This window comes from Streptomyces sp. NPDC004609, assembly GCF_042873655.1.
GTDB lineage: Bacteria > Actinomycetota > Actinomycetes > Streptomycetales > Streptomycetaceae > Streptomyces.
In genome coordinates, this window is record NZ_JBIALS010000005.1 from 45,434 (window position 1) to 58,207 (window position 12,774).

General features: G+C 71.8%; 10 protein-coding genes. 8 read left to right on the forward strand and 2 right to left on the reverse strand.

Annotated elements, in window-relative coordinates; translation table 11 throughout:
- Positions 1-47: 47 nt before the first annotated feature.
- Entirely contained in the window at positions 48-734 is a 687-nt protein-coding gene (locus ACFYT4_RS06415; protein ID WP_389265862.1) for a bifunctional DNA primase/polymerase, read from the reverse strand.
- A gap of 715 nt (positions 735-1,449) precedes the next feature.
- Here ACFYT4_RS06415 and ACFYT4_RS06420 point away from each other — a divergent pair.
- Entirely contained in the window at positions 1,450-3,462 is a 2,013-nt protein-coding gene (locus tag ACFYT4_RS06420; RefSeq protein ID WP_389265864.1) for a PP2C family protein-serine/threonine phosphatase, read from the forward strand.
- 233 nt (positions 3,463-3,695) lie between these two features.
- Positions 3,696-5,153, forward strand: coding sequence for an aminopeptidase P family protein (locus ACFYT4_RS06425; protein ID WP_389265866.1), 1,458 nt, complete (start codon positions 3,696-3,698; stop codon positions 5,151-5,153).
- Positions 5,154-5,434: 281 nt separating this feature from the next.
- Here the strand turns inward: ACFYT4_RS06425 and ACFYT4_RS06430 are convergent, their stop codons facing one another.
- Positions 5,435-5,923: an ATP-binding protein gene (locus tag ACFYT4_RS06430; RefSeq protein WP_389265868.1), complete on the reverse strand. Its 489-nt coding sequence runs from the start codon at positions 5,921-5,923 to the stop codon at positions 5,435-5,437.
- A gap of 285 nt (positions 5,924-6,208) precedes the next feature.
- On the opposite strand from ACFYT4_RS06430, the gene ACFYT4_RS06435 reads away from it, so the two are divergent.
- From ACFYT4_RS06435 to efeB, 6 genes are all read left to right on the forward strand, one after another.
- Positions 6,209-7,009: a hypothetical protein gene (locus ACFYT4_RS06435; RefSeq protein WP_389265870.1), complete on the forward strand. Its 801-nt coding sequence runs from the start codon at positions 6,209-6,211 to the stop codon at positions 7,007-7,009.
- 96 nt (positions 7,010-7,105) lie between these two features.
- Positions 7,106-7,864, forward strand: a complete 759-nt coding sequence (locus ACFYT4_RS06440) for a YcnI family protein (protein ID WP_389265872.1) — start codon at positions 7,106-7,108, stop codon at positions 7,862-7,864.
- 44 nt (positions 7,865-7,908) lie between these two features.
- A complete protein-coding gene (locus tag ACFYT4_RS06445) occupies positions 7,909-8,565 on the forward strand; it encodes an SCO family protein (RefSeq protein WP_389265874.1) in 657 nt (218 codons plus the stop codon).
- Positions 8,566-8,738: 173 nt separating this feature from the next.
- Positions 8,739-9,203 carry a copper chaperone PCu(A)C gene (locus tag ACFYT4_RS06450; RefSeq protein ID WP_389265876.1) on the forward strand — a complete coding sequence of 155 codons (465 nt, stop codon included), beginning with the start codon at positions 8,739-8,741 and terminating at the stop codon, positions 9,201-9,203.
- A 22-nt stretch (positions 9,204-9,225) separates the two neighbouring features.
- Positions 9,226-11,415, forward strand: a complete 2,190-nt coding sequence (locus ACFYT4_RS06455) for a copper resistance protein CopC (protein ID WP_389265878.1) — start codon at positions 9,226-9,228, stop codon at positions 11,413-11,415.
- A gap of 36 nt (positions 11,416-11,451) precedes the next feature.
- Positions 11,452-12,738: an iron uptake transporter deferrochelatase/peroxidase subunit gene (gene efeB, locus ACFYT4_RS06460; RefSeq protein ID WP_389265880.1), complete on the forward strand. Its 1,287-nt coding sequence runs from the start codon at positions 11,452-11,454 to the stop codon at positions 12,736-12,738.
- Positions 12,739-12,774 lie beyond the last annotated feature (36 nt).

Sequence of the window (12,774 nt, forward strand, 5' to 3'; positions counted from 1 at the left end):
CCAACCCGTACGAGTGACGACCGGGAGGGCGAGCCCCGACAGGGAATTCAGTAGGCGAGCCGGCTTCCGCCGTCCGGCGCGCTCGTGCTCGCCTCGACCAGCGCGTCCACGACCGTCTCCACATCCGGCAGCCAGGGCGCGGCGGCCCCGGGCAGCGGCGCCCGCTCCCAGCGGACCTGGCCCGTGCCCGTCTCCGACGGAGGCAGCACCAAATAACCGCCCTCGCCGTGGAAGCGGAGCGAGCTCGGTACGCAGTCCTTGACGAAGAGCAGTTCGCCCAGTTCTTCCAGGCTGTACGGAGCGACCAGCAGCGACCAGCGGGTCGGCGTCGCGATCACGGGTCCCAGCCGGACGCCCATCCGGTCGAGCGCGTCCAGCGCACGGGCCCCGGCCAGCGCCGGAAGGCTCACCGCGCACGGCGCGTGCCCGCCGGTGGCCAGGACGATCGGGGCGGCGGGCCGGTTGGTCCACCACCAGCGCACCATCCGCTCGTCCGTGGTCGCCGCGAGGAGACCGGGGTCGAAGGGGTGTGCGCCGGGTACGACGCACTCCGGGTCGGGGCAGGCGCAGCGCCGCCCCCGACCGCCGCCGGCCCCGGACAGTCCCACACCGGGGAGTACGGGCCATCGCCACGCGGCGGCGCAGGTGAGCGCCGCTTCAAGCCGTGCAGGCTGTACCGGCCCCTTCTTACGCCAAAACCGGAGCCTGCGTCGCCTTCCGAGGATCTCGCGCATGAGCGCTCGTTCCTTTCCGTTGAACGCCGAGGTCCACATCACACCATGTGTGCAACTTTTCACTGTGCGTACGAATACGTCTGGTGTGCGTACTGCGTGCGTGTACGTACTACGTGGTATCACGTGTACCAGTACGTACGGATCGGCACATCACCGCCCCATGCCCGGTGGCATGGGCGTCCCCCGCTTCGCCTGCGGCAGGATCGCCGCCCGGGGGCCGAACGTGGACTGTGCTCCATCAAGCGCGTGGCGAGGGATGCGCGCCTGGCGCTTGCCTCCCGTTATAACCGGACCGCTCCCGCGTGTGGGGTCAGTCCGGCATTTCCGCCACTCGGGGATCTGCCTTGGGTCTTCCTCGGGATCTGCCGTGTCTTCCGGCGCGGCCCACGTCTGTTAAGACGCCCGAGTCCCTCGCCGGGTTCCGGGGATCCCAACTGCCCCCGGCCATCACCGTTTACGTACCCACCACGTTTGGTATGACGCTCCCTCCGGTGTCCCTCCGAGGCCCTCTGCCCCGGAGAGATCCACTGAGGGATCACTGCCGAACGCCCTCAGTCGACCTCAATTGACGGCTGCCACATGCATTTTCCGGCCAAGTTCAGGATGCGGAGGAAGGGGTGGTTCGCGGACGGTTCGTGGAGGGCTCGGAAACCGGTTCAAGAACAGCCCAAAGACATCCCAAGGGCACGTAGACACCATCAATCCCACTGGTGCAATGCTGGACATCCCCTCACATGTGCGTGTAGATGTGGATGCATTGATAGCGGCGCAGAATGACATGGGGGTTTGCGATGCTATTGAGCGGAACGCACCAGCCGGAAAGTTCGCTGCCATGAGCGCCCCACACCTGCCGAAAGTGGCCGGAATCAACTCATCGGTTCCCAACCCCACGCACACTGCGGCGGCTCTGACCGCCCTCACCTCCCTCCCGACACCCTCGGAAATCCCCGCGGACGCCCTCGTCGGCGTCCCGGTCGACCCGCCGCCGGGCGCGGTGATCCAGGACCGGCTCGCCGGGTGGGTCTCCGATCTGACCACCCTCCACGAGCTGACCGAACGCCTGGCCGCCACGGGTTCGCTCGACACTGCTCTGCATGAACTGCTGTGCGCCGGCGCCGCTCTGGTGGGCGCGCGCCGGGGGATGATCGTCCTCGAACCACTGCCCGACGGCGCCCGCCGCCCCGCGCCCGGCGTGACCCGGGCCCATCACAGCGATGAGCCCCGGGGACACGGCGAACCCCACGAGGACGGGTCCCCCGGATCGCATCGGTCTCCGGCGAAGCGGTCGGATCCGCCGGAAGGATCGGAGGCGTCGGATCCCTCGGATCCGCCTCAGGGGTCGCACGGATGCCTTGAATCCGATCAATCTCAGGAATCCCGGGAATATCGGGGAGTTCAGAGATCTCGTCGACCGGATGGGTCCGATGGATCCGATGGATCCGATGGGTCCTATGACTCCTGTGAGTCCGATGAGTCGTATGGAGAGGCCCATCGGTCCGGCGGGACCGGTGGGAGCCGTGAGACCAGCGGGAGAGGTGAGACCGGCTGGTCGGAGTACGCCGGCGCCTTCGGGGCCGGCCGCTCTCCCGGCCTCACCAAGGGACTCGGGCTCACCCACGCCGAACTGGGCCAGATCGAGACCGTTCCGCGCGCGATGACCGCGTACGGACGGATCCTGGAGGAACGCCGACCCGGCCGCCGGCCCGAGGGGCCCGCTGGTCCGCCGCAGCCCGTCGCCCAGCCCGATCTGCTGGGCGACGAGTCGCTCGGCCCCCGCCACCGCGAAGTCGCCGCCGCCCTCGGCTGCGCCGCCAGTTACACCCAGCCGCTCGCCTCCGAGGCCGCGGGCACCCTGGGCGCGGCCGTGTGGTTCTACGACGAGCCCGCCGCCCCCGCGGACCGCAGGCGCCATCTCGTGAGCCTCTACACGCGGTACGCCACCGAGCATCTGGCCCGGCTGCTGGAGCTGGAGGCGGCCCGGCGGACCGTGACGACCGTCGCCGAGGAGCTGCTGCCGAGCCGGCTGCCCCGCGTCGCCGGAGTCCGGCTCGCCGCCCGGCACCGTACCGGTCCGCGCGGCGGCGGGGACTGGTACGACGCGCTGCCGCTGCCGGACGGCGCGCTGGGGCTGGCCGTCGGCTCGGTCAGCGGTTCCGGGCCGAGCGCGCTGGCCGCCATGGGGCGGCTGCGGGCATCCCTGCGGGCGTACGCCGTGATGGAGGGCGAGGACCCCGTCGCCGTACTCTCCGACCTCGAACTGCTGCTGCGGCTGACCGAACCGGCCCGTACCGCCACCGCGCTCTTCGCGTACGCCGAGCCCGCGGCCGGGAAGATCGTGCTCGCCGGGGCCGGGCACACCCCGCCGCTCGTGATCGGTGAACGGCGCACGGAGTTCGTCGAGACCTCGCTCTCGGCTCCGCTGGGCATGCTCGCCTGCTGGGAGGCGCCGAGCGTGGAGCTGTGCCCCGAGCCGGGAGAAACGGTGCTCCTCTATACCGACGGGCTGCTGCGGCGTACCGGGGACGCCATGGACCGGGCGTTCGCGCGGCTGCACGCGGCCGCGGCGAGTGTGCCGAGGGCCGCCCGGGAGGATCCCGGGGCGATCGCCGACCATGTGCTGAACACGGTCCTGCCCGGCGGGGCCGACGGGCCCCGCGGCCGCGGCGGAGACGGCAGGGGAGAGTGGTACGAGGACGATGTCGTCCTCCTGGCGGCCCGCTTCGACTGAGCCGGTTCGCGGCGACCGCGCCCGGCCCTGGGCCTGCCCGCCCCGTACGGGCCTGCTTGCCCGCCGGTCCCCGGGGCGGCGTCCGTCCGGGGCCCGGCCGTCGGGGCCACCGTCCGTCCTGAGACCGCGTTCCCCTTAAGGTCCGTTTTGTCTCGCTTCTCACACCTCGAAAAGCTGCCTTCACATCGCACATACGATGGAGTCCGGTCCGATGACGTATCGAGGAGGCAGACGTGGCCGAGGAGCTCACCCCGAGTGCCCCGGAAGAAGAAGAGCAGCCGGTCAAGCAGCGGAAAAACGGCCTCTACCTGGAAGTTTCCGATGAGCTTGCCCAGAACATGGCCGGCGGCTGGGCGGACACCGAGCTGCGTGATCTGAAGCCCGTGGCCCAGGCGTCGCACACCGCGGCCCGCCGTGCCGCCCTTTCCGCGCGCTTCCCGGGCGAGCGGCTGGTGATTCCCGCCGGCAGCCTGAAGACCCGTTCCAACGACACGGAGTATCCGTTCCGCGCCTCCACGGAGTACGTCTATCTCACGGGTGACCAGACCGAGGACGGCGTCCTGGTCCTGGAGCCCACCGCCGACGGCCACAGCGCCACGGTCTACCTCCTTCCGCGCTCCAACCGTGAGAACGGCGAGTTCTGGCTCTCCGGCCAGGGCGAGCTCTGGGTCGGCCGCCGCCACTCCCTCGCGGAGGCCGAGCAGCTGCTGGGCATCCCCGCGAAGGACGTACGGGAGCTGGCGGACCGGCTGCGCGAGCAGACCGGTCCCGTCCGTGCCGTACGCGGTCACGACTCCGTGATCGAGTCCGCGCTGACCGACAAGGTCACCGCCGAGCGGGACGAGGAGCTGCGCGTCTATCTCTCCGAGGCCCGCGCGGTGAAGGACGCCTTCGAGATCGACCAGCTCCAGCTCGCCTGCGACGCGACGGCGCGTGGCTTCGAGGATGTCGTCAAGGTCCTCGACAAGGCCGAGGCGACCAGCGAGCGCTACATTGAGGGAACGTTCTTTCTGCGGGCCCGTGTCGAGGGCAACGACGTCGGCTACGGCTCGATCTGCGCCGCCGGTCCGCACGCCACCACCCTGCACTGGGTGCGCAACGACGGCCCGGTCCGCTCCGGCGAGCTGCTGCTCCTGGACGCCGGGGTGGAGACCACCGCCCTCTATACGGCCGATGTCACCCGCACCCTGCCGATCAGCGGCCGGTTCGACGCGCTTCAGCGCAAGATCTACGACGCGGTGTACGACGCGCAGGAGGCCGGTATCGCGGCCGTGAAGCCGGGTGCGAAGTACCGCGACTTCCACGACGAGGCCCAGCGGGTGCTGGCCGAGCGGCTCGTGGAGTGGGGTCTGGTCGAGGGTCCGGTGGAGCGGGTGCTGGAGCTGGGCCTCCAGCGCCGCTGGACGCTGCACGGCACCGGTCACATGCTCGGTCTGGACGTCCACGACTGCGCCGCCGCGCGTACCGAGGCGTACGTCGACGGCACGCTGGAGCCCGGTATGTGCCTGACCGTCGAGCCCGGTCTCTACTTCCAGGCGGACGATCTGACCGTGCCGGAGGAGTACCGCGGTATCGGCGTACGGATCGAGGACGACATCCTCGTCACCGAGGACGGCAACCGGAATCTGTCGGCCGCCCTGCCCCGGCAGGCCGACGAGGTCGAGGCCTGGATGGCGTCGCTCAAGAGCTGAGCCCCCGGCCACCGCCGACCGTCACCCGGGCGAGAGGCGGCCCGGCGCCGACCGTCAGCCGGGCGGCGGGAGGCGGCTCGGCGCGGGCCTCCTCCTCGATCCGCTGTCACGCGGGGGCCGGTTCCCGTGCCGTTGGCGCTGCTCAGGGGCCGTCCCCGGGGCCGTGCACCGGAGCGCGGCCCGATGCGGCTCCTGCCCGAGAGGGCTCGTGGCGCGGCGTCACACCCGGTCCGGGCCGGCCGCGATCGCCGGTCCCTGGCGGAGGACGTGCCGAACGGGGTCTAGGAGACCCTGAGGAGCGCGTCCTCCCGCCATTTCAGGACCTTGTCGAAGCTGACCACGGCTCCACGCCCCGGCCGGTTGCCGAAGTGGACATGGTCGGCCAGCTCCTCGATCAGGCAGAGCCCTCGACCGCCCTCGGCGCTCACCGGCGCGGGCGCCACCATCGGCCCTCCCGCACCACCGGTGCCGGCATGGGCGCACCCCACCCCCTGCCGGGCCGGAAAACCGGGACCGGAATCGGCCACTTCGATACGGCACTTCTCGCCGTCCAGATACGCGGTGACGCGATACGCCCCCCGGGGGTCGCCCGGCCGCTCGCTGCCGCCGTGCTCCACCGCGTTCGCACATGCCTCGCTGAGCGCGACCGACAGATCGAAGGAGATGTCGGGATCCACCCCCGCCGTCTCCATCGTGCCGATGAGCAGCCGCCGGGCGAGCGGAACGCTCGCAGCCTCGCGCCGCAAGTGGAGTGACCACCAGATGCTCATGCTCCAGCCTCCTGGCTGCGGCTCGACATACCGTTACGTATTGCCCCAAGGCATAGTCCGTAAGCACAGAGTTGGTGTGATTGCGCTCATTCGGCGGAAGCGCGCCACCGGGCGGACGGTGTATGCCGAGGTGACGGCACCCCCTCATTGGCTCCTGCCCGGTCACCGGGTGCCTCACTCCCTCTGTCACCGAGTGCCTCGATCCCGCGCGCGATCATGACCCAAAGGGGACCTTCCGGACCTGCCGTACGGGGGCGGGGGGCCGGGTGGGATGATGACCCGGCCATGTCGTCCCCGTCGCCCCCGCCCGGTGTGCGCACCGCAGCGGGTCCCCGGCTGCTGAGGGCCGCGGTGTTCACCGCGGTCTGTGTCGCGCTGTCCGCGACGGGACATGCCGTGGTCGCCTGTGCCGGTGTCCCGTGGTGGACGCTCGCGGTCGGTTTCACCGGAATGTTCGCGCTGGCCGTGCCCTTCTCGGGCCGCACGCGCTCCCTGCCGGTGATCGCGGTCGCCCTGGCGGTGGGTCAGCTCGGGCTGCACACCCTCTTCGGGCTCGGCCAGCATCAGCTGCGGCTCGCGCCGGCGGCCGACGACGTCCTCATCAGGATGGCCGCGAAGCTGATGTGCGGCACGGGCGCGGCACCGCTCAGCGCCGCCGACGCGCACCGGGTCGTCACCACCGCCGGGATCACCCCGCCCGGCCATGGCGCGCACACCACCGCGGCGACGGCGGCCCAGCCGGATCTGCTGCCCTCCCTCCCCATGCTGCTGGCCCATCTGCTGGCCGCACTCGCGACCGGCTGGCTGCTGCGCCGCGGCGATCTCGCCCTGCTGCGGCTGATCCGGCTCTCCACCGACTCCGCGCACGAGATGCAGGAAGTGGTGGCCGAGGCCGCCCGGCTGCGCTCGCTGCGCGCCGCGCTCGCTCTCGTACGGGCCCTGGGCGCCGGTCTCCTCCCGGGTCCGCCGCCGGGCACACCCGCCCGGTGGGCCTCGGACGCCTCCTCCCCGCCGGCGGCGGGCGAGGCACTCCAGCACACGGTGATCAGGCGCGGGCCGCCCGCCCGCCTCGCGCTCGCAGCCTGACGCGGCCCACTCGACGGGAGTGCGGCCGCGGTGCCCGCGTACCCCCGTACGCCGTGGCACGCCACCGTCTCTCCTCTCCTGTGGAGTGTCTTCACCATGAGCCTTTCGTCCCGTACCGCGCGTGCCGCCACCGTGGTGACCGGTGTCGCCGTCTCCTCCCTGCTGCTCGCCGGGCCCGCCTTCGCGCATGTCAGCGTCCAGCCGCAGGGCGAGGCCGCCAAGGGCGGCTACGCCACCGTCAATTTCAAGGTCCCGAACGAGCGCGACAACGCCTCGACCGTGAAGCTGGAGGTCAGTCTGCCGACCGAGCACCCGCTGGCGTCCGTGATGCCGCAGCCGGTGCCCGGCTGGAAGGTCGCCGTCACCAAGGCCAAGCTGGCCGAGCCGCTCCAGGTGCACGGCAAGCAGATCACCGAGGCGGTCACCCAGGTGACCTGGACCGCCGACGGCTCGAAGATCGGACCGGGACAGTTCCAGCAGTTCCCGCTCGCTCTCGGCCGGCTCCCCGAGAAAACCGATCAGATGGTCTTCAAGGCTCTCCAGACGTACGACAACAAGGAGGTCGTGCGCTGGATCGAGGAGGCGCGGGAGGGCTCCCCCGAGCCCGAGTCGCCGGCCCCCGTGCTGAAGCTGACGGCCGCCGGGGAGGATGGTCACGGCGCGAAGGCCACGAACGCGGACGCCAAGAACGGCGAACACGACGGCAGCGACAAGAACAAGCAGGACAAGACGGAGAACGCGTCGGCGGACAGCTCCTCGGACACCACCGCACGCGTCCTCGGGATCGTCGGCATCCTTGTCGGTACCGCGGGAGTCGCCTTCGGTGTCCTGGCCGGCCGCCGCCGCACCTCCTGACCCACCGCCTCGCACAACACACCACCTCCAGGATTGTTCTCTCCATGCGAAAGAAGACCGCAGTGGCAGCCGCGCTCGCCGTGGCCGCCGCGCTCTCCCTGTCCGCCTGCTCCGGCGAATCCGGTTCGGCGAAGGACTCCATCGCCGATGTCTCCTCCCAGGCGAACGACAAGCCCGGAACGGTGCTGGAGCAGCCGTTCGCCAAACCGGACCTGGTCCTCACGGACACCAAGGGCAAGCCCTACGACCTGCGGGCGCAGACCAAGGGCAAGCCGACACTGATCTTCTTCGGCTACACCAACTGCCCGGACGTCTGTCCGCTGACGATGAGCAATATCGCCATCGCCGAGAAGAAGCTCCCCAAGGCCGACCAGGACAAGCTCCAGGTCGTCTTCATCACCACCGACCCCGAGCGGGACACCCCGGCCGAACTGGCCAAGTGGCTGCCCAGCGCGGGCGACCCGTCCTTCGTCGGTCTCAGCGGCGACTTCAAGAAGATCCAGGCGGCCGCGCGTCAGGTGGGGATCGGCATCGACCCCGCGAAGAAGGAGAAGGACGACACGGTCGTCTCCATGCACGGTGCCCAGGTCATGGCTTTCTCGCCCACGACCGACCAGGGCTATGTGCTCTACGGCGAGAGCACCTCCGCGGACGACTACGCCAAGGACCTTCCCAGGCTCGTCCGCGGCGAGAAGCCGTGAGCCGCCGGATACCGCGGGCCCGGGTGGCGGCTCCTGCCCCCGGGGCAGCCCGGGGCCGTGACACGGTGCAGAGCCGTCGGATGCCTCCTGGACCGGGCGGTACCCCGGCAGGAAGGACGTGGGCGGACCGGAGCAGGGCTCCGGGCCGGAGAACAGCAGGGCTCATCGGTGTCATGGCCGTCAGCACAGGGCTTGTGCTGACGGGCTGCTCCTCCAACGGTAAGCCGAGCGACCCCGAGCTGAAAGTGAGTGGCGAATTCATGCCACAACCCGTCAGCGACATGGCCGCCGGGTTTCTGACCGTGCACAACGACGGCGGCGCGGACGACAAGCTCACGTCCGTCACCAGCGCCATCTCCGACGACGTCTCGATCCATGAGTCGAAGGGGCGGACGATGCGGAAGGTCACGGCGTTCGACATTCCCGCCGACGGCTCGCTCGCGCTTGAGCGCGGGGGCAGCCACATCATGTTCGCCCGGCTCAAGGAGCGGCCGAAGGAGGGCGAGAAGGTCCTGGTCGAACTGCACTTCGAGCGCTCCGGCCCGATCAAGGTCGAGCTGCCGGTCAAGGAGCCCACGTACAACCCGGCGAAACAGCCGGACGGCCGGCCGGCGGACAGCCCGTCGAAGCACCACTGAGCAGGAGGGCATCGACCACGCCATGACAGCCACCGCCCCGCGCCTCGGCCGGTACCCGGTCCGGCCGGCCCATCCCCTCGTACGGCTGCTGCTGGCTGCGGCCGTCCTCCTGGGCACGGTCCTCGGTTCCCTGCTCGCCGGCGCGGGCCCGGCGGCCGCCCATGCCGCCCTGACCGGGAGCAATCCGAAGGACGGGGCGGTGGTCCCCACCGCTCCCAAGGAGGTGACGCTCACCTTCTCCGAGCAGATCGCCATGGGGAAGGACTCCATCCGGGTCCTCGAACCCAGCGGCAAGCGGGCGGACAGGTCCGCCGTCCGTGATCTCTCCGCCGACGGCCGGGTCTCCTACGCCGTCGATCTGCTGCCCGGACTGCCGAACGGCACCTACACCGTGGCCTGGCAGGCCGTATCGGCCGACAGCCACCCCGTCTCCGGCGCCTTCACCTTCTCCATCGGCGCGCCTTCCCGGACCGAGGTCGCCCTGCCGGACCAGGACGCGGGCGGCGGGCTCGTCGGCTTCCTCTACGACGTCGCGCGATACGGGGCGTACACGGGCTTCGTCCTGATGACCGGCGGCGCCGCGTTCATCCTGGTGTGCTGGCGCCGCGGGGGCTCGGTCCGGCCCGTGCAGCGGCTCGTCGCGTACGGCTGGGTCACGCTGGCCGCGTCCACCCTCGCGACGCTGCTGCTCCGCACCCCGTACACCGGGTCCGGGAAGCTCGCGGACGCCTTCGACCTCGGCGGTCTCCAGGCGGTCCTGGAGACCAGGACGGGGGCCGCCCTCGTCTCCCGGCTGCTGCTGCTGGGCGCGGCGGCGCTGTTCATCGCGGTGCTGTTCGGGGCGTACGCGCAACGGGACCGCCTCCGCGGAACGGACCGGGCGGAAGAGGCGGAAGAGGCGGGGGAGGACCGGCAGAAGGACCTCACCTTCGGGCTGGCGGTCGGCGGCGCCGTCGTCTCGGCCGGAATCGCCGCTACCTGGGCGCTGTCGGAGCACGCGTCGACCGGGATCCAGACAGGGCTCGCGATGCCCCTCGACGTGCTGCATCTGCTGGCCGTGGCGGGCTGGCTCGGCGGGCTCACCGCGCTGCTCACGGCCCTCTACCGGGCCCCTTCCATCGAACCGGCGGCGGTACGGCGGTTCTCGGGGATGGCCTTCGCCTGTGTCGTCGCCCTCGCGGCGACCGGGCTCTACCAGTCCTGGCGGCAGGTCGGCTCATGGCCGGCGCTGACCGGGACGGCGTACGGACAGCTGCTCCTGGCCAAGGTCGCGCTGGTCGCCGTGATGATCGGCGTCGCCCGGATCTCCCGCGGGTGGACGGCCCGGCTGGCGGTGGCACCGACCACCGAGAGCTCCGGGCACACGGGGAGTGCGGACGGCGCGGACGGAGACGGCCTCGCGGCTCTCGCCGAGGAGACTTCGGGCGCCGCCGAGAACACAGCGGGCACGGAGGGCGCGGAAGACACGGAGGGCGCGGAGGCCGCGCGGAACGAGGAGGCGGAACGTTCCGGAGCCGGGGCGCCGGTCCCGGCCGACAGCCCTCCGCCCGGACCGTCCCGACCCGCGGCCCCCGCAGAACCCGCCGATCCCGTGGGGTCCGGTGCGGTCGCGACCGAGCCCCGGGAGGACTCCGTACGGGCCACGCAGCTCGCCCGGCAGCGGGCCGCCGTGGCCACCGCCCGGGCGAAAAAGGTACGGGACGCCGACCCCGTACGCTCCGGACTGCGCCGTTCCGTACTGGCCGAGGCGGGAGTCGCCGTCGTCGTGCTGGCCGTCACCACCGTGCTGACCGCGACCGAACCGGGTCGTACGGAGGAAGAGGCGGGCCGGGCCCCCGCCTCCTCGGCGACAGCCGATGCCGCGCCGACGGGGCCCACGGAGATCAGCGTCCCCTTCGACACGGGCGGCTCGAACGGGAAGGGGACGATCCGGCTCAGCCTGGACCCGGCCGCTCCCGGGGCCAATGAGATGCACGTCCGGGTCGACGGAACGGACGGCAAACCGCTGGACGCCCCCGAGGTGAAGGTCTCCTTCACGCTCCGGGCCCAGGAGATCGGCCCCCTGCCGATCACCCCCGACCGGGTGGCGGCGGGACACTGGAGCGCGAGCCGGGTGCAGATCCCGATGCCCGGCGACTGGCAGATCAAGGTGACCGTACGGACATCGGACATCGACCAGACCACCATCGACAAGAACGTGAAGATCGGCTGACCTACCGTGGACCCCTCTCCCCAGCCTCCGCACCCGGTGGACGAAAGCACCCCGCCCCCGGGCGCCGCTTCCCGGCCCGCGGACGCGGCTCCCCGGCCTCCCGGCGGGGGCGGTGTCTCCCGCCGCCGTCTGATGTCCACCGCGGGAGCGGCGGGGCTCGCGCTGGGCGCGGCGGGCGGGGCCGTGGCCCATGCCGCCGCCTCCGGTGACGCCCCCACGGCGCTGACGGCGGTCGGCTCGACCACCGTCGCCTTCCACGGCCGGCACCAGGCGGGCATCACCACCCCTCTCCAGGCGCGCGGCCATCTGATCGCCTTCGACCTGGCCCCGGGAGCGGGCCGGCGGGAAGCCGCGGCCCTGATGCGCCGCTGGTCGGCGCTGGCGGCGGAGCTGATGGCGGGCCGCCCGGCCCCGGGGGCCGACACCGGGGTCGCCCTGGACGCGGGACCGTCGTCGTTGACCGTCACCTTCGGGTTCGGCCGCACCTTCTTCGACCGTACGGGGCTGGTGGCCCGGCGGCCGGTCGAACTGGACCCGCTGCCCGCCTTCTCGGCGGACCGGTTGGACGCCCGGCGTTCGAACGGCGACCTGTGGGTGCAGATCGGCTCCGACGACTCCCTGGTCGCCTTCCACGCGCTGCGCGCGATCCAGAAGGCGGCGGGCGGCGCGGCCCGGGTGCGCTGGCAGATGAACGGCTTCAACCGCTCGCCGGGGGCCACCGGCCGGCCGATGACCACCCGCAACCTGATGGGCCAGGTCGACGGGACGAACAACCCGAAACCGTCCGACCCGGACTTCGACCGGCGGATCTTCGTCCCGGACGGTACCGGTCAGCCCTGGCTGGCGGGCGGCTCGTACGCCGTCGTACGCCGGATCCGGATGCTTCTCGACGACTGGGAGGCGCTCGCTCCGAAGCAGCAGGAGAAGGTCATCGGCCGCCGCAAGTCCGACGGCGCCCCGCTCACCGGCGGCACGGAGACGACCGCCCTGGCGCTCGACGAAAGGGGCGCGGACGGGAAACCGGTCATCGCGTCCAACGCCCACGCCCGGATCTCCGCGCCCGAGCAGAACGGGGGTGCCGCGATGCTGCGGCGGCCGTTCTCCTTCCACGACGGGATCGGCGCCGACGGGACGCCGGACGCCGGGCTGCTCTTCATCTGCTGGCAGGCCGATCCGCTGCGCGGCTTCGTGCCCGTGCAGCGCAAGCTCGACCGGGGGGACGCCCTGTCCCCGTTCATACGCCACGAGGCCAGCGGGCTCTTCGCGGTCCCGAGCGGTCCGGGCGAGGGCGAGTACGTGGGGCAGCGGCTGCTGGAGCCGTAGACCTCCGGGCGCGGAAGGGAGGCCCGGCGCGCCGCC